Annotated in this window: 17 protein-coding genes; 11 read left to right on the top strand and 6 right to left on the bottom strand. The window is 68.3% G+C overall.

Annotated features, from left to right (window positions below; genetic code table 11):
- Positions 1–242 precede the first annotated feature (242 nt).
- The 3 genes from murD to QMZ26_RS15570 all read right to left on the bottom strand — a co-directional run bounded on the left by murD (position 243) and on the right by QMZ26_RS15570 (position 5656).
- Positions 243–1652 carry a UDP-N-acetylmuramoyl-L-alanine--D-glutamate ligase gene (murD, locus tag QMZ26_RS15580; RefSeq protein WP_283221969.1) on the bottom strand — a complete coding sequence of 470 codons (1410 nt, stop codon included), beginning with the start codon at positions 1650–1652 and terminating at the stop codon, positions 243–245.
- Complete coding sequence (murL, locus tag QMZ26_RS15575) at positions 1633–2985, bottom strand: UDP-N-acetyl-alpha-D-muramoyl-L-alanyl-L-glutamate epimerase (protein ID WP_283221968.1); 1353 nt, start codon at positions 2983–2985, stop codon at positions 1633–1635. Before murL ends, murD begins: the two co-directional genes overlap by 20 nt.
- Positions 2986–3061: 76 nt before the next feature.
- Complete coding sequence (locus QMZ26_RS15570) at positions 3062–5656, bottom strand: bifunctional aspartate kinase/diaminopimelate decarboxylase (RefSeq protein WP_079220967.1); 2595 nt, start codon at positions 5654–5656, stop codon at positions 3062–3064.
- Between the two features lie 75 nt (positions 5657–5731).
- Here QMZ26_RS15570 and QMZ26_RS15565 point away from each other — a divergent pair, with 75 nt between their 5' ends.
- Complete coding sequence (locus QMZ26_RS15565) at positions 5732–6610, top strand: PhzF family phenazine biosynthesis protein (RefSeq protein WP_283221967.1); 879 nt, start codon at positions 5732–5734, stop codon at positions 6608–6610.
- 112 nt (positions 6611–6722) lie between these two features.
- Positions 6723–7601 carry a PhzF family phenazine biosynthesis protein gene (locus QMZ26_RS15560; protein WP_283221966.1) on the top strand — a complete coding sequence of 293 codons (879 nt, stop codon included), beginning with the start codon at positions 6723–6725 and terminating at the stop codon, positions 7599–7601.
- A gap of 111 nt (positions 7602–7712) precedes the next feature.
- Here the strand turns inward: QMZ26_RS15560 and QMZ26_RS15555 are convergent, their stop codons facing one another.
- Positions 7713–8144 (bottom strand): OsmC family protein, encoded by a 432-nt coding sequence (locus QMZ26_RS15555; protein WP_108768081.1) that lies wholly within the window; start codon positions 8142–8144, stop codon positions 7713–7715.
- A gap of 369 nt (positions 8145–8513) precedes the next feature.
- On the opposite strand from QMZ26_RS15555, the gene QMZ26_RS15550 reads away from it, so the two are divergent.
- The 4 genes from QMZ26_RS15550 (at position 8514) to QMZ26_RS15535 (ending at position 10758) form a co-directional block, all read left to right on the top strand.
- Positions 8514–8912 carry an HU family DNA-binding protein gene (locus QMZ26_RS15550; protein WP_079220963.1) on the top strand — a complete coding sequence of 133 codons (399 nt, stop codon included), beginning with the start codon at positions 8514–8516 and terminating at the stop codon, positions 8910–8912.
- A 266-nt stretch (positions 8913–9178) separates the two neighbouring features.
- Positions 9179–9487, top strand: a complete 309-nt coding sequence (locus QMZ26_RS15545; RefSeq protein ID WP_079220962.1) for a DUF3861 family protein — start codon at positions 9179–9181, stop codon at positions 9485–9487.
- A 56-nt stretch (positions 9488–9543) separates the two neighbouring features.
- Positions 9544–10083 (top strand): hypothetical protein, encoded by a 540-nt coding sequence (locus QMZ26_RS15540; protein ID WP_283221965.1) that lies wholly within the window; start codon positions 9544–9546, stop codon positions 10081–10083.
- Between the two features lie 78 nt (positions 10084–10161).
- Positions 10162–10758 (top strand): DUF1439 domain-containing protein, encoded by a 597-nt coding sequence (locus QMZ26_RS15535; protein ID WP_079220959.1) that lies wholly within the window; start codon positions 10162–10164, stop codon positions 10756–10758.
- 74 nt (positions 10759–10832) lie between these two features.
- Here QMZ26_RS15535 and QMZ26_RS15530 read toward each other — a convergent pair whose 3' ends face one another.
- Complete coding sequence (locus QMZ26_RS15530) at positions 10833–11375, bottom strand: type 1 glutamine amidotransferase domain-containing protein (protein WP_283221964.1); 543 nt, start codon at positions 11373–11375, stop codon at positions 10833–10835.
- Between the two features lie 164 nt (positions 11376–11539).
- The gene (locus tag QMZ26_RS15525) at positions 11540–12007 is read right to left on the bottom strand and encodes an SET domain-containing protein-lysine N-methyltransferase (RefSeq protein ID WP_012479369.1); all 468 of its coding nucleotides are present in this window, start codon (positions 12005–12007) and stop codon (positions 11540–11542) included.
- A gap of 219 nt (positions 12008–12226) precedes the next feature.
- Between QMZ26_RS15525 and QMZ26_RS15520 the strand changes: the two genes are divergently transcribed.
- From QMZ26_RS15520 to QMZ26_RS15500, 5 genes are all read left to right on the top strand, one after another.
- Complete coding sequence (locus QMZ26_RS15520; protein ID WP_079220957.1) at positions 12227–12682, top strand: SUF system Fe-S cluster assembly regulator; 456 nt, start codon at positions 12227–12229, stop codon at positions 12680–12682.
- A 17-nt stretch (positions 12683–12699) separates the two neighbouring features.
- Positions 12700–14175, top strand: a complete 1476-nt coding sequence (gene sufB / locus QMZ26_RS15515; protein ID WP_079220956.1) for a Fe-S cluster assembly protein SufB — start codon at positions 12700–12702, stop codon at positions 14173–14175.
- 64 nt (positions 14176–14239) lie between these two features.
- Positions 14240–15004 (top strand): Fe-S cluster assembly ATPase SufC, encoded by a 765-nt coding sequence (sufC, locus tag QMZ26_RS15510; RefSeq protein ID WP_108746119.1) that lies wholly within the window; start codon positions 14240–14242, stop codon positions 15002–15004.
- Positions 15004–16266, top strand: coding sequence for a Fe-S cluster assembly protein SufD (gene sufD, locus QMZ26_RS15505; protein ID WP_283221963.1), 1263 nt, complete (start codon positions 15004–15006; stop codon positions 16264–16266). Before sufC ends, sufD begins: the two co-directional genes overlap by 1 nt.
- The coding region (locus tag QMZ26_RS15500) for an aminotransferase class V-fold PLP-dependent enzyme (RefSeq protein WP_283221962.1) at positions 16263–16950 on the top strand (688 nt) is incomplete at its 3' end. The genes sufD and QMZ26_RS15500, both read left to right, overlap by 4 nt.

Raw genomic sequence — 16950 nt, 5'->3', positions numbered from 1 at the left:
TGCGCCGATGGTAACTCGCCCCTTCAGCAGAGCCACGCCATGCGTGGATGCGGTGCCGCGGATTGCCGGCCAGCGGCCGGCACTACCCGATGCCCTGATTTCTGCAGTAGATCCACGCCATGCGTGGATGCGGCGCCGCGGATTGCCGGCCAGCGGCCGGCACTACCCGATGCCCTGATTTCTGCAGTAGATCCACGCCATGCGTGGATGCGGCGCCGCGGATTGCCGGCCAGCGGCCAGCACTACCCGATGCCCAGGCCCGGAATCGCGCTGATGCTGTCCGGATCGAACCCGGCCAGTTCGGCAAAGTGACGGCCGCGGGCCACGTAATCGCGGTAGGCACCAAAACTCGGCGCGCCCGGCGACAACAGCACCACCCCGCCCTGAGCACCCAGCGCCGTACACGCCAGCGCCATCGCCTCGGGCAGATCGCCCGCCGCGTGCAGGCCGAAACGTCCGGCATCGGCCAGCGGCTGCAGCATCGCGTGGATGCGCGGGCCGTTGCTGCTCATCGTGACGATCTCCACCGGCGGCTCGTCGTGCGCCATGTGCTGCATGAAACCGGTCCAGTCCAGGCCACGGTCGTGGCCGCCCACCAGCAGCGCGATGCGCTGGCCGGCAAAGCATTCCAGCGCGGCCAGGCTGGCGTGCGGCGTGGTGCTGATCGAATCGTTGACGTAGGTCAGGCCTTCGGCCACGCCGATGCGCTGCAGGCGGTTCGGCAGGGGCCGGAAATCCTGCACCGCCGGTGCCAGCGCCACCGCGTCCAGGCCCAGCGCTTCCAGCGCGGCCAGCACCGCGCACAGGTTGCCACGGTTGTGGCGGCCCGGCAGCGGCGTGTTGCGGGTATCGAACACGGCCTGTTCGCCGCGATGCACGATGTCACCGCGCATGTGCCAGCCCTGCGGCTGGTTGAACCAGATCACCTCGCTGTCCGGCAACGAGAGCGCGGCCAGATGCGGATCGGCGGCATTGAGCACGGCAATCCGCGGCGCGGCCTCGGTCACCAGCCGCAGCTTGTCTTCGATGTAGCGCTGTTCGCTGCCGTGCCAGTCCAGGTGTTCGGGGAACAGGTTGAGCACCACCGCTACCTGCGGGCGGGCGCCACTGCGCGCCACTTCACCGGTCTGGTAGCTGGACAGTTCCACCGCCCAGAACGCGGGCGCGGGCTGCGGGTCCAGCACCTCCAGCAGCGGCAGGCCGATATTGCCGACCAGGCCGGTGCGGTGGCCGGCCGCGCGCAGCAGATGCGCCACCAGTGCGGTGGTGGTGCTCTTGCCCTTGGTGCCGGTCACGCACACGGTGTCGTGCACGATGCCATCGGCACCGGCGTGTTCGGCAAACCACAGCGCGGTGCCGCCGATGAAGGCCGTGCCCTGCCCCGCCGCCGCCAGTGCGATCGGCTGGTAAGGACTGATGCCGGGCGACTTGATCACCACATCGAAGGCGGCCAGCGCCTCGGCAGTGGGCTCGCCACGCACGTCCAGCAGCCCCTGCGTTTCCGCACGTGCTGCCTCGGCCTCGGCGGCCGGGCAGAACAGGCTCAGGGCCAGCGCAGGCAGGCGCGCGCGCAACACGGCGAACGCCGCGCGGCCCTCACGCCCCCAGCCCCACAGCGCAACGCGCTTGCCTTCAAGCTGCGAAATCTTCACGCACACGTTCCCACAGCGCAGCCGGAATGCGGTGCTCGCCCTGCAGCTGCAGCAGCGGTGCCAGTTCCAGTTCAGCGGCGTCCAGCTGCGGCTGGATCTCGTTGCAGAAGCGCTTTACCAGCACGTCTTCCTTCCATTCCGGGCGCTGCGCCAGGGTCGCCATCGCCGCACGCGATTCACGGCCTTCGCCCACGCATTCGAACGGCTTGTGGTCCTGGAACTCCAGCAGTGCATCGAAACCACCGGCCTGCGCGGCATCGTCCAGCAGGTTGCGGCCGAAGATGCGCACCAGGCGGGTCTTGGGCATGAACGGGGCCAGCGCCAGGAACACGAAATGGCACTTCGGGCAGACACCGCACCAGCGGTTCACCGGACGCTCGCCCAGGATGTGGAAATTGCGGTTGCAGCTGGAGAAATGCGCGTCGTAGAAATCGCTCTTGGCGAACTGGCGGGCCACCGCCAGCTCGGACATCGGGCGCAGCAGCGAGTAGTACTGCAGATCGGCGGCCACCTGCTTCTGCACGTGGTTGCCGAACGCCTGCTCGAATGCCCAGCCCTTGGACCACTGGTGGTTCACTTCGCCGGTGCCCGGAATCTGGCTGCCGTAGCTGGCCGAACGCTCGTTGGAGAACACCACCTGGTCCACGCCCTGCAGCAGCGCGGCCAGCACCATGATCGCCGAGTTCACCGCGGTGACCGGGATATGGCCGTTCCAGGCGCCCTGGCGGTTGAGCTCGAACAGTTCCGGCGCCAGCGCGCGGCCCAGGTTGAGGGTCGGCAGGCCGGTGCGCTCGGCGCAGGCGCGGATCAGCTGCGAACCACCGATCCAGGTCACCGTCTCGTCCACGCCGGCACGGCGCAGCGCTTCGATGCTCACCAGCGAATCCTTGCCGCCGCCGATGGCCACCAGCGCATGCGGCTGCAGGCCGAGCACCGGCGCCTGCACCGCTTCGCCCTGTACCGGCAGGCGGAAGCGCCCGCGCAGGTTCAGGCCGTTGCGGTAGGCGAACTCGCCCAGGCCGTTGAGGTAGACCGTCTCCACCAGCGCTGCGGTATCGGCATCGATGGCATAGCTGTCGATGCTGACCGTTTCCGGCACGCCCGCCTTGTAGTAGCTGACACCGGCAATCAGGTGCAGCAGCTGCAGTGCGCGCTGCACCGCGGCGGCACGCGCGTCGTCCAGTACGAACGGGGCGCCGGGCACGGTAATGGTTTCCACCATCTCCGGGCCGTCATCGAAGGCGTAGACCAGCTTGGCCACGCCGGTATCCGCAGCGAATTCGCAGCGGACGAAGCGGAAGCGGGAAACCTGGTGTTTGTCGAAAGCAGTCATGGTGTTTCCGGTCAGGCACGGGCCCGCGCGCGGGCGCGGGGCGTGTCGGTGGGCGGGTGCAGGGCGCGGGTGGTGATCACTCGATCACGTCTTCGCGCGGCATCGCCCGCTGGTTGTAGGTGTTGGACATCACATAGCCGTAGGCACCGGCGTCGGCGATCAGCATCACATCGTCCGGCGCAGTGGACACCGGCAGCTTGCGGCGCTTGCCGAACACATCGCTGGATTCGCAGATCGGGCCGACCACATCGAACGCCGCCTCGGCATAGCCGCCCTGGCGGCTGAGGTTCTCGATGTCATGCCAGGCGTCATACAGCGCCGGGCGCATCAGGGTGTTCATGCCGGCATCCAGGCCGACGCGGCGCACGCCGTCCTTTTCCACCACCTGGGTGGCATGGGTCAGCAGCACGCCCGATTCGGCCACCAGGTAGCGGCCCGGCTCGATCGCCAGGCGGAACGCCGGGTGCAGCGCCTTCACTTCGGCCAGGCCCTCGGCCCAGGCATCCAGGTCGAACGGCTCGTCTTCGTCGCTATACGGAATCGGCAGGCCGCCACCGATGTCGATGGTCTGCACGCTGCCGATGCGGCGGGCGAAACCGGCCAGCTCATCGCACATCAGGCGCCAGTGCTGCGCGGTTTCCACGCCGCTGCCCAGGTGCGCGTGCAGGCCGACCACGCGGGTACCCAGGTCCGTGGCGGTGCGCACGAACTCATCCACGCGCGCCATCGGCAGGCCGAATTTGGAATCCTTGCCGCCGGTGCGGACCTTGGCGTGGTGGCCTTCGCCACGGCCCAGGTCGACGCGCAGCCAGATTTCGCGGTTGCGGAACAGGTCCGGCCAGCGCTGCAGCGCTTCCAGGTTGTCCACGGTGACGGTGACACCGAGCGCGAAACCGGCTTCGTACTCTTCGCGCGGGCAGAAGCTGGGGGTGAACAGCACGCGCTTGGGCGACAGCTCGGGCAGGTGTTGGAACACGTGCTTCAGCTCGCCGTGCGAAACGCATTCCAGGCCGAAGCCTTCGGCTTCCAGCAGCTCAAGGATGGCCGGGTGGCTGTTGGCCTTGATCGCGTAGTAGCGCTGGTCGATCGGCTTGATCGCGGCCAGCGCGCGGGCGCGGGCTCGTACGGTCGGCAGGTGGTAGACGTAGCGCGGCGTACCGGCGTCGGCCAGCTGCAGCAGGTGCGCACGCTGGCCACGCCACCACGGCGTGCCGCGCGGGCGCACGGTGCCGGCGATCTCGCGCCAGCGCGGGCCGAACACTTCGGTCTCTTCCACCGGCATCGCGCCGCTGTCGATCAGCTCGGCATGCAGGATCGGCAGCAGGCCATCGGCATCGGCTTCGTCGATGACGAAGGTCAGGTTCAGGTCGTTGGACGACTGCGAGATCATGTGCACGCGCTCGCGGCCGAAGGTGGCCCACACGTCCGACAGCTTGTGCAGCAGCGAACGCATGCCACGGCCGACCAGGGTGATGGCCGCGCAGGGCACGATCACCTTCACCTTGCAGATCTGCGACAGGTCGGCCGACAGCGCGGCCAGCACATCGGTGTTGACCAGGTTCTCGGACGGGTCCAGCGACACGGTGACGTTGGTCTCGGCCGAACCGATCAGGTCCACCGACAGGCCATGCTTCTTGAACAGGCCGAACACATCGGCCAGGAAGCCCACCTGCTGCCACATGCCGATGCCTTCCATCGACACCAGCACGATGCCGTTGCGGCGGCTGATCGCCTTCACGCCCGGTACCGGTGCGGCGCTGCCGTCGATGCTGGTGCCCGGCAGTTCCGGGCGCTCGGTATCGAGGATGGCCATCGGCACGCCGGCATCGCGGCACGGCTTGATCGAGCGCGGGTGCAGCACCTTGGCGCCGGTGGTGGCGATTTCCTGCGCTTCGTAATAGTCCAGGCGGGTCAGCAGGCGCGCGTCCGGCACGTCCTTGGGGTTGGCGCTGAACATGCCCGGCACGTCGGTCCAGATTTCCACGCGGCTGGCGCCCAGCAGCGCACCAAAGTACGCCGCCGAGGTATCCGAACCGCCGCGGCCGAGGATGGCGGTGCCACCGTCGGCGTGGCGGGAAATGAAGCCCTGGGTGATCAGCAGGCGGGTCGGCTGCGCGCGGAAGCGCTGCATCCACTCCGCGTCGGCGCGCCACTGGCAGTTCACCGACAGGCGCTGCGACCAGTCGCTCTGGTTCGGCTGCGGCGGCATCGCGTCCAGCCACTGGCGGGCGTCCATCCAGCCCATGTCCAGGCCCGAGGCGTGCAGGTAGGCCGCGCCCAGGGTCGAGGACAGCAGTTCGCCCTGACCCAGCACTTCAGCCTGCCATTCCAGCGGGCGGGTGGCCGCGCGCGGGTCATCCAGCAGCCCCTGCAGGGCGGCCAGGCGTTCGCCCAGCACCTCGCGGCCCAGGCCGAGCTCGGCCAGGAAGCCCTCATGGCGTTCGACCAGGGCGGCCACGCGATCGCGGCTGTCCGGCGCGCCATCGGCAATCGCAGTCAGTTCGTTGGTGACCCCGGACAGTGCCGAGACCACCACCAGCACGCGCGAGCCGGTCTCTTCCGCACGTTTTTTCGCCAGCTTCCCGATCGTGTCCCAGCGGTGGCGACGCGACACCGAGGTGCCGCCGAACTTCAGTACGATCCAACGATCGACAAGGGGGGAAGCTGACATGGATAGGCTATGTGTAATGTGGGGGAGCCGCCCGAGGGGGCGGAACCTTCGATTCTAAGCCCAATGGACCCGCCGATGGCCGCCTTCCGCTACCTGCAGCTTGATGTCTTCGCCCACCAGCCCGGCAGCGGCAACCCGCTGGGCGTGGTGCTGGGCGCCGACGGGCTGTCCGCCGGGCGCATGCAGGCGCTGGCGGCCTGGCTGAACCTGTCCGAGACGGTGTTCTTCCTGCGCCCCAGCGCCCCCGGCGCCGACTACCACATCCGCATCTTCACCCCCGGCAGCGAGCTGCCGTTTGCGGGCCACCCCAGCGTCGGCGCGGCCTGGGCGGCAGTGACCTGCGGCCTGGCCACGCCGCGCGACGGCGGCGCCCTGGTCCAGCAATGCGCCGCCGGCCTGCTGCCGGTGCGGGTGAGTGGCCCGGCCGACGCGCCCAGCATCGAACTGGCCAGCCCGCCGGCACGCCACCTGCCCACAGCGCCCGGGCAGGTGCCGGAACCGCTGCAGGCCCTGGCCGCCAGCGGCCACGCGCCCGAACTGTGGGACAACGGCCCGCGCTGGTGGCTGCTGCCGTTGCGCGATGCCGCCGCCTTGCGCAGCCTGGCCCCGGACATGGCCGCCCTGCGCGACTGGACCAATGCCACCGGCGCGACCGGGGTGGCGGTGTTCGCCGATGAAGCCGCCACCGGGCACAGCCGCGTGGTGCGCGCGTTCTGCCCCGGGGATGCGGTGAACGTGCCCGAGGACCCGGTGACCGGCAGCGCCAACGCGCTCATCGGCGCCTGGCTGCGCGCGCGTGGCGCCCTGCCCGGCGGCGGCGGTGCGTACGTGGCCAGCCAGGGCCGCGAAGTCGGCCGCGACGGCCGCGTCCACGTCCGCGTCGATGCCGAAGGCACGGTGTGGATCGGCGGCCAGGTACAGCCAGTGATCGACGGGCAGGTCAGCTGGATGTAGAGCCGAGCCCACGCTCGGCTGCTTCTTCCCACGCCCCGATACAGCCGAGCATGGGCTCGGCTCTACAACGGCGCGCTAAGCTGCGCGCTGCCTGATTCTGGAGTTCCCCCCTATGACCACCCGCCGTTTCCTGCAGCTCGATGTGTTCTCGCCGCGCGCCGGCGCCGGTAATCCGCTGGCCGTGGTGCTGGATGCCGAGGGCCTGGACGACGCGGCCATGCAGGCCATCGCTCGCTGGACCCGGCTGCCGGAAACCACCTTCGTGTTCGCCCCTCAGGCCGCCGGCAGCAGCTACCGGCTGCGCATGTTCAGCCCGCAGAAGGAGGTTCCGTTCGCCGGCCACCCCAGCGTCGGCACTGCCCATGCCGTACTGCAGGCCGGCCTGGCTGCGCCGGTCGAGGGCGTCCTGGTGCAGGACGGCATCGCAGGGATGCTGCCCCTGCAGGTCAGCGGTGAAGGCGCGCAGCAGCGCATCGCCATCCGTACCCCGCGCGCGCAGCTGGCCGAAACCGCACAGGCCGGGGATCCGCGCCTGCAGCCAGCGCTGAAGGGCTGGCCGCTGGGCGAACTGCCGCCGGCACGCATGCAGGGCGGCCGCAGCTGGTGGGTGGTGCAGGTGGCCAGCGAGGCCGCGCTGCGTGCGCTGCAGCCGGACTGGGATGCCATCGCCACGCTGGCCGAATCCACCGACAGCATGGGCGTGTTCGCCTACGCCTTCAGCGAGGGCAGCGAAGGTTTCGACCTGGCCGTGCGCGCGTTTGTCGGCAACGGGCGGCGCTTCGAGGATGCCGCCTCGGGTGCGGCGAATGCCGTGCTGGCCGCGTGGCTGGACCTGCGTGGCGTGCTGCCGCGCGGCCGCCAAGCGTATGAAGTCAGCCAGGGTCGCGAGGTTGGCCACGATGCGCGGCTGACGCTGCGCGTGGACGAGGCCGGCGAGGTGTGGTCCGGCGGCCAGGTGCAGACGGTGATTGCCGGAACGATTGACTGGTGATTGCGCTGGGGTGGTAGAGCCGGCCGCTGGCCGGCTGTTACCTGGACCTCGACATCATGCGGTTGCCGGCCAGCGGCCGGCACTACCGTGGCTATCCCGGCCCGCGATTTCTCAGCCCAACTCGGCTTCCAGGCTGATCGGCACCGCGCTCAGCGCCTTGGACACCGGGCAGTTCTGCTTGGCGTCGTCGGCGATCGCGCGGAACTGCGCGGCATCGATGCCCGGCACCACCGCCTTCACCTTCAGCCGGATCTGCGACAGCTGCGGGCCACCTTCCATCGACAGGTCGACCTTGGCTTCGGTATCCAGCGAGGTCGGTGTAAACCCGGCATCACCCAGCTTGGCCGACAGCGCCATGGTGAAGCAGCCGGCGTGCGCGGCGGCGATCAGCTCCTCCGGGTTGGTGCCTTTCTCATCGCCGAAGCGGCTGTTGAAGCCGTAGCGGGTCTTGTCCAGCAGCCCGCTCTGCGGCGTGTTCAACTGGCCCTTGCCCGACTTGAGGTCCCCTTCCCAGTGCGCGGTGGCGTGTCGCGAGATTCCCATGTGTTGCTCCTGCGTGGCGGTGATGAACGGCTACCCTCGCACGGCACGCGTTAGCCCTGCGTCGCCCCGCCGCAGGGCACGCCGCAGTCCCGGGCCAGCCCGGTGGACACTTCCTCGCCAGCGCGAAATGAATTTTTCCCTTGTTTTCAGCGGTTTCGCGCATTCCGCAGCAGCGGCACCCCCTATTGCGCACTGCAGCGCACCGCCTGTTTGCCCGCTTCCGGACATGTACTGAATCGGCCTGGATATGAAAAAACATGCACTTTCAGCGCTCCGGGCTATTGGCGGCGCTCGAGAGTTGCCCTACATTGCGCTTGCCGACGGGGTTCGGCGCCGACACACAACCAACCGTTCACGGAACAGGAAACCATGGCAAAGACCGCTAAGAAGGCTGCCCCGAAAAAGGCAGTGAAGAAAGTCGCGACGAAGGCTGCCGCCAAGCCGGCCGCTCCGAAGCCGATCAAGGAAGTGCTGACCAAGTCGGGCCTGGTTGCACACATCGTGGAAGCGTCCGGCGTTGTTGCCAAGGACGTACGCGCGGTGCTGGCCTCGCTTGAAACCGCCGTTGCTTCCTCGGTGCACAAGAAGGGCGCTGGCTCCTTCACCCTGCCGGGCCTGCTGAAGATCTCGACCGTCAGCGTGCCGGCCAAGCCGAAGCGCAAGGGCATCAACCCGTTCACCAAGGAAGAGCAGTGGTTCGCTGCCAAGCCGGCCACCACCAAGCTGAAGGTGCGCCCGCTGAAGAAGCTGAAGGACGCCGCGCTCTAAGCGCGCGCCCAACGGCATCTTCCGACGGGACGGCGCAGGCCGTCCCGTTTTTGTTTGGGGCCGCGCCATCCCCCATGCAAACCGCAACACAGCGTTTCCGCCCCGCAGCATTCCCGCCGACAGCCGCACCAGCATTGGCCGGGACCTCGTTTTTCACTGTCGGGAACGGACCGGGTGGAACACTGCGTGCAGCCCCGGCCGTCGCCGCCGGTCGCCGCCTTGCCTATGGTGGGCACATCCCTCCACACCCAGGCGAGCACACCCTCATGGCCAGCCCCTCCACCCGCTACCGGATCTCGGTGACCCCGATCGAAAAGGACGGGCACCAGTGCACCGGGCGCTGCACCATCGAACTGGAACACCGCGCCAGCCGCGACCTGATGCGCCTGCTGGAAACCGCGCCGCGCACGGCCGGGCTGAGCGGCGACGAGCGCGCCACCCTGGTGGTCGCGACCCAGCTGCTGCGCGACATCGTGCAGCGCCATGCCGACACCGACGGCCATGCGCTGGCGGCGATCGCAGCCCAGGTGCTGCCGGCCCTGGACGCGCTGGAACAGCTGCCCGCATCGCGCTGAGCCCGGCGCTGCCGATACACTGCCGTTCTCCAAGTCGCCTCGGGGAGGAGGCAGACATGCGCAGTGTCCTGTTGTTGATCGCGTCGTTGTCCATGCTGGGCTGTTCCAGCCCGACCCCGCCTGGTGATGCCGCCGCAGCCCCTTCCGCCGATGCGGCGACGGCAGGCCCGGGCCACCCCGCTTCGACAGGCGAAGCACCCGCCGTGGCGACGCTCGGCATCGATCCGCTGTATGCGGCCGTCGCGCCCGGTGGCGAAACGCCGGCGCGACTGCTCAACCGCTACGTGCTGGACCTGCTCAACCACAACAAGGCCGGTATCGAAGCGGCGTGGGCCATCGCCCCGCCCGATGCACGCCGTGCCGATGATGCTGCGCTGCGCCTGCTGCCGGACGTGCGCAACCTGCGCCTGGACAGCGACCCGCCCGTGCCACGGGACGAACAGCAGCCGTCACGCCTGCTGGAGGTGCCGGTACGCATCCGCGCCACGACCGGCGAGGGCCTGTTCCGCTACCACGGCTGGTACCGCGTGCAGCCGCGCACCGATGGCCAGGGCTGGCAGATCCAGTCGGCGCATCTGCAGCCAACGCTGGACTGAACCGTTGCAGCGGCATGCACGCACGATTCAGCGTGCAAAGCTACTCTGTAGCCCTCATTCATCCCCCCGGCCACCGCCATGCGCCTGCGTTCCCTGATGACCCGCCTTGCCGCGTCCACCGTGCTGATCGCCGCCGCGATCGGTGCGCAGGCGGCCCCCTCGATTTCCGGGCGTGAACTGGCGGTTGGCGCCAGCGACGTGCAGCAGTATCTGGATGGCAGCTTCCCGCGCACCCAGGATGCACTGGGCGGCCTGATCGCGCTGACCATGAGCCACCCGCAGCTGAGCCTGCCGGCGGGCGAGCGCCTCGACCTGGGCATGGACCTGGCCCTGGCCACCGCCGGTGGCACCCCGACCAACCTGGGCAAGGTCAAGCTCAGCAGCGGCCTGCGCTACGACGCACAGACCCAGGGTTTCCACCTGCAGGACCCGACCGTGGATGACTTCAGCCCGGCCAGCCAGGGCGGCCGCCTGGATTCGCGTACCCGTGCACTGCTCAATGCCGCGCTGAGCGATTACGCCCGCCGCGAACCGATCTACAAGCTGGATCCGGCCGTGGCCGGCCTGCTGGGCGCGCTGCAGGTGCAGTCGGCGCAGGTGAAGAACGGCAAGCTGGTGGTCACCTTCAACCAGAACCTGGGCAACCTGGTGCCGGCCGGCCTTCTCGGCAAATAAGGGTAGTGCCGGCCGCTGGCCGGCAGCCCGGTTACCCTATCTGCCGGCCAGCGGCCGGCACTACCAGCAATGCATCACGCGGCCAGTGCCTTCACCACGGCCTCGCTGAAGGCCGGGATGTCGTCCGGCTTGCGGCTGGTGATGAGGTTGCCGTCCACGACCACCTCGGCGTCGCGCCAGCGCGCACCGGCATTGACCAGGTCCTGCTGCAGCGAGGGCCACGAAGTCACCTCGCGCCCCTCGGCCAGCCCGCTGTTGATCAGCAGCCACGGGCCATGGCAGATGGCCGCCACCGGCTTGCCCGCCCCCGCCACGCTGCGGATGAAGCCCAGTGCGGCCTCATCGGTGCGCAGGGTGTCCGGGTTGATGACCCCGCCGGGCAGGACCAGCGCATCGAAGCGGCCGGCATCGGCGTCGGACAGCGGCAGATCCACCGCCACCACGCCGCCCCAGTCCTTGTCCTTCCAACCCTTGATGCTGGCCTCTTTTGCCGGCGACACCACGGTGACGATGGCGCCCTCCGCTTCCAGCAGGCGCTTGGGTTCGATCAGTTCGGACTGCTCGAAGCCGTGGGTGGCGAGGATGGCGACCTGCTTGCCGGCGATACGCTGTGCCATGGTGTGTGCTCCGGGAAAGGGAGCACACAGGGTCGGCCAATGGCCATTGGACCGCGGTGACCTGGCCGTGCACGGCAGGTGCAGACGCTCTTGGTAGTGCCGGCCGCTGGCCGGCATCGCGATCAGGCCCATGCCGGCCAGCGGCCGGCACTACCCCATTCCGGTCAGCGCTTGGGCTGCAGCATCGTGCCGGTGCACTTGGGCGAGCCGCAACGGCACTCCCAGATCTTCTTCAGCTTTGCCGTGTGGCGCTCGGCCAGGGTGATGCCGTAGTTGTAGGTCAGCTCCTCGCCGGCCTTGATATCGCGCAGGGCCTCGATGAAGACCTTGTCGCCGCGGCTGTCGCCGTCCTCGTCTTCCTCGATCACCGCTTCGCAGTTCGGGTCGCAGCTGTGGTTGATCCAGCGTGCGTCGTTGCCCTTGTAGTTGGCGTCGATCACCCAGTCGTCGTTGAGGGTGAACAGGAAGGTATGGCCGCTTTCGACGTCGCCGCTGTCATCGGCATCGACATCACCGTGGCTGCGCAGCAGGCCCTTGTACTGGATCACGCGCTCGCCCTGCTTGATCGGGGCCACGGCGAACACGCCGTTGCCATGGATGGCGGACTTGCGGGCTTGGATCTTCTTGGGCATCGGCAAGGGAGGTCTGCAGCGAAAGGAACCCCGATTCTCACCCATTCCGGGTGATTGCGAAAACAACCTGCATGCCGCAGCATTACGCCCCGGTGGCGCCCGGTGTTTTGTTCCCGGCCCGCCCAGGACCGCCCCCAGCGCTGGCTGAATGCCCGGGTTGGATGCTGGCGAAGAAAAGCGTACAATTTCAGTCCGCTTTAAGAACCACTCGCATCCCCCATGTTGCGCGTCACCAAACTTACCGATTACGCCACCGTCGTGCTGACCGTGCTTGCCGCCCGCCCGGGTGAAGTGCTGAGCGCGACCGAGCTGGCCGAATTCACCGGTCTGGAACCGCCCACCGTCAGCAAGGTGCTCAAGCCGCTGGCCCAGGCCGGCCTGGTCGAGGGCCTGCGCGGCGTCCGCGGCGGCTACCGGCTGACCCGCCCGTCCATCGAGATCTCGCTGTTCGAAGTGGTCGAAGCGATGGAAGGGCCGCTGGCCCTGACCGAATGCAGCCACGACCACCACCAGTGCGGCATGGCGCCCAAGTGCGGCGCGCGCAGCAGCTGGCGGCTGATCAACGATGTGGTCTCCGAGGCCCTGCGCGATGTCACCCTCGCCCAGATCCTGCCCCCCCTTCCCCTTGTCGATGACGAACAGCGCCGCACCATCGCTGTCGACGTCGTCTCCTGATCCGTAGGCAGCCCCCCATGGCCACCGAAACCATCGAAACCGTCGCCCACGACGACACCCCCAACCGCGAGATCCATGAGCAGCTCGGCCGCAAGTATTCGGCCGGCTTCATCACGGAGATCGAATCGGATTCCCTGCCGCCGGGCCTGGACGAGGACACCATCCGCGCCCTGTCGGCCAAGAAGGAAGAGCCGGAGTGGATGACGCAGTGGCGCCTGGACGCCTACCGCCACTTCCTGACCATGCCGATGCCGAACTGGGCCAAGCTGCAGATCGCCCCGATCGACCTGCAGGCGCTCAGCTACTACTCCGCGCCGAAGGGCCCGAAGTACGCCTCGCTGGATGACGTGCCCAAGGAACTGCTCGATACCTACGACAAGCTGGGCGTGCCGCTGCACGAGCGCGCCAAGCTGGCCGGCGTGGCGGTGGACGCGGTGTTCGACTCGGTGTCCGTCGGTACCACCTTCCGCAAGGAGCTGGCCGAGAAGGGCATCATCTTCTGCTCGATGTCCGAGGCCATCAAGGAACACCCGGAGCTGGTGCGCCAGTACCTGGGCACCGTGGTGCCGGTGGGCGACAACTACTTCGCCGCGCTCAACTCGGCGGTGTTCTCCGATGGCAGCTTCGTGTTCATTCCCAAGGGCGTGCGCTGCCCGATGGAACTGAGCACCTACTTCCGCATCAACGCCGGCCACACCGGCCAGTTCGAGCGCACCCTCATCGTGTGCGAGGACAAGGCCTACGTGTCCTACCTGGAAGGCTGCACCGCGCCGATGCGCGATGAGAACCAGCTGCACGCCGCGGTGGTCGAGCTGGTCGCGCTGGAAGATGCCGAGATCAAGTACTCCACCGTGCAGAACTGGTACCCGGGCGACGAGAACGGCGTCGGCGGCATCTACAACTTCGTCACCAAGCGTGCCGAATGCCGTGGTGCGCGCAGCAAGGTCACCTGGACCCAGGTCGAGACCGGTTCGGCCATCACCTGGAAGTACCCCTCCTGCGTGCTGCTGGGCGACGATTCGGTGGGCGAGTTCCACTCGGTCGCGCTGACCCACCACCGCCAGCAGGCCGACACCGGCACCAAGATGATCCACGTCGGCAAGCGCACCAAGAGCAAGATCGTCAGCAAGGGCATCAGCGCCGGCCGCGGCCAGAACACCTACCGCGGCCTGGTCAAGGTCGACCGCAACGCCGATGGCGCGCGCAACTACACCCAGTGCGATTCGCTGCTGATCGGCAAGCAGTGCGGTGCCCACACCTTCCCCTACATCGAGGTGAAGAACCCGGGCGCGACCGTCGAGCACGAGGCCACCACCTCCAAGATCTCCGACGACCAGCTGTTCTACTGCCGCGCCCGTGGCATCAGCCAGGAAGACGCGGTGTCGATGATCGTCGACGGCTTCTGCAAGCAGGTGTTCCGCGAACTGCCGATGGAATTCGCAGTGGAAGCCAAGAAGCTGCTGGAAGTCTCGCTGGAAGGTTCGGTCGGCTGACCCGCCTGCTGCCCTCGTTCTGATTATTCAGCCACGCATGGCGTGGCTCTACTGGATCCGTATCATGCTGAAGATCGACAACCTCCACGCCCGCATCGGCGACAAGGAAATCCTCAAGGGCCTGTCCCTGGAAGTGAAGCCCGGCCAGGTGCACGCCATCATGGGCCCCAACGGCGCCGGCAAGTCCACCCTGGGCAATGTCCTGGCCGGCCGTGACGGCTATGAAGTGACCGAAGGCAGCGTGCAGTTCGAAGGCAGCGACCTGCTCGACCAGGACCCGGAAGCGCGCGCCGCCGCCGGCCTGTTCCTCGCCTTCCAGTACCCGGTGGAGATCCCGGGCGTGAACAACACCTACTTCCTGCGCGCGGCACTGAATGCCCAGCGCAAGGCACGTGGCGAGGAAGAACTCGATTCCATGCAGTTCCTCAAGCTGGTGCGGCAGAAGCTGGCCGTGCTGCACCTGAAGGACGAACTGCTGCACCGTGGCGTCAACGAAGGCTTCTCCGGTGGCGAGAAGAAGCGCAACGAGATCTTCCAGCTGGCCGTGCTCGAGCCGAAGCTGGCGATCCTCGACGAAACCGATTCGGGCCTGGACATCGACGCGCTGAAGAGCGTGGCCGACGGCGTCAACGCGCTGCGCGCGGCCGACCGTTCGTTCCTGGTCATCACCCACTACCAGCGCCTGCTGGACTACATCAAGCCGGACGTGGTGCACGTGCTGGCCGATGGCCGCATCGTCAAGACCGGTGGCCCGGAACTGGCCCTGGAACTGGAAGCGCATGGCTACGATTTCCTCAAGGATCGCGTGGTGCGCGAGGCGGCGGTCTGATGAGCGCCCTGCTCGACTCGATGGCCCAGGCCTTCTGCGGCAGCGATGCGCGCCGCGAAGTGCTCGACACGGTGCTGCGCGATGGCCTGCCGGCTGCCCGCAGCGAAGCCTGGAAGTACACCTCGCTGCGCCAGCTGGAGCGCCGCGCTTTCGCCGTCGCGCCGCTGTCGCCGCCGGCGCTGGACGTGGCCGTGCTGGAAGACATACCGGCACCGCGCCTGGTGTTCGTCAACGGCCGCCTCAGCGATGCGCTCAGCGACACCCACGGCCTGCCGGCCGGCGTGCAGCTGGAGCCGCTGTCCTCGGCGCTGGCCGCCGGTGAGGATGCCGCGCGTTTCCTCGGCCGCCGCTACGAGCGCAGCGACGACGTGTTCGCCCGCCTCAATGCTGCGCTGGCTGATGAGGGCGTGGTGCTGCGCGTGGACGAAGGCGTGCAGGTCGAGGTGCCGCTGCAGCTGGTGTTCGCCAGCGTGGCCGGCGATACCGACCTGGCCTGGCACCACCGCCACCTGATCGAACTGCGTGCCGGCGCCAGCCTTGGCGTGGTGGAGCACCGCTTCAGCGTGGGCGATTCGGCGCACCTGGACAACACCGTGCTGCATGCCCACGTGGCCCGCGACGCTGTGCTCAAGCACGCCCGCGTGCAGGCCGGCAGCGCACGCCAGACCAGCTTCCTGCGCACCGATGCGGTGCTGGCACGTGATGCGCAGTACCACCGCGTCGACCTGGAACTGGGCGCCGCGCTCAGCCGCCACGAACTGAACGTGCGCCTGGAAGGCGACAACGCCCAGCTGACCGCCAATGGCGTGCTGCTCGGCAATGGCCGCCGCCATGTCGATACCCGCCTGGGCATCGATCACATCGCCCGTGATACCAGCAGCGAGCTGCTGTGGCGCGGCGTGGCGGCCAACCGCAGCCGCGTGGTGTTCCATGGCGGCATCCAGATCCGCGAAGGCGCCGACGGTACCGATGCGAACCTGTCCAACAAGAACCTGCTGCTGTCGGCCGACGCCGAGATCGACACCCAGCCGGTGCTGGTGATCGACGCCGACGAAGTGAAGGCCGCCCACGGTGCCACCGTCGGCCAGCTCGATGCCAATGCGCTGTTCTACCTGCGCTCGCGCGGCCTGCCGCAGCCGCAGGCACAGGCGCTGCTGAGCGCCGCGTTCTGCCACGAGCCGCTGAAGGTGCTGCCCGAAGCGCTGCGCGAACAGCTGGCGCGCCGCCTGGACAAGGCCCTGGCCGAGGCAGGCGTGGCATGAACCTGTCCACGCCGCGCCCGATCGAATCCCCCGCCGGCACCCCCGACTGGGACCGCGTCCGCCTCGACTTCCCGCTGCTGATGCGCGAAGTGCACGGCAAGCCGCTGGTGTATTTCGACAACGCCAACACCGGCCAGAAGCCGGTGCAGGTGATCGGCGCGGTGGACGAGTTCTACCGCCGCTACAACGCCAACGTCAGCCGTGCCGTGCACGCGCTGGGCACCGAGGCCACCGACGCCTACGAGGGCGCGCGCAACAAGCTGGCCCGCTTCCTCAACGTGCGCAGCAGCGAACTGGTGCTGTGCAGCGGCACCACCTTCGCCATCAACCTGGTGGCGTATTCGTGGGCGCTGCCGCGGCTGAAAGCCGGTGATGTCATCCTGGTCTCGCGCATGGAACACCATGCCAACATCGTGCCGTGGCAGCTGGTCGCCCAGCGCACCGGTGCAAGCATCCGCGTGGCCGAGATCACCCCCGATGGCGCGCTGGACCTGGATGCACTGCGCCGCGCGATGACCCCCGAGGTCAAGCTGCTGGCCGTGGCCCACGTCTCCAACGTGCTGGGCACGGTCAACCCGGTGCGCGAGATCTGCCGTGAAGCGCGCAAGCGCGGCATCATCACCGTGGTCGATGGTTCGCAGGCCGTGCCGCACCGCAAGGTCGACGTGGCTGCGATCGGCTGCG

This window comes from Stenotrophomonas sp. PFBMAA-4, from assembly GCF_030053215.1.
Classification (GTDB): domain Bacteria; phylum Pseudomonadota; class Gammaproteobacteria; order Xanthomonadales; family Xanthomonadaceae; genus Stenotrophomonas.
This window is presented reverse-complemented; position numbering and strand designations above follow the sequence as displayed.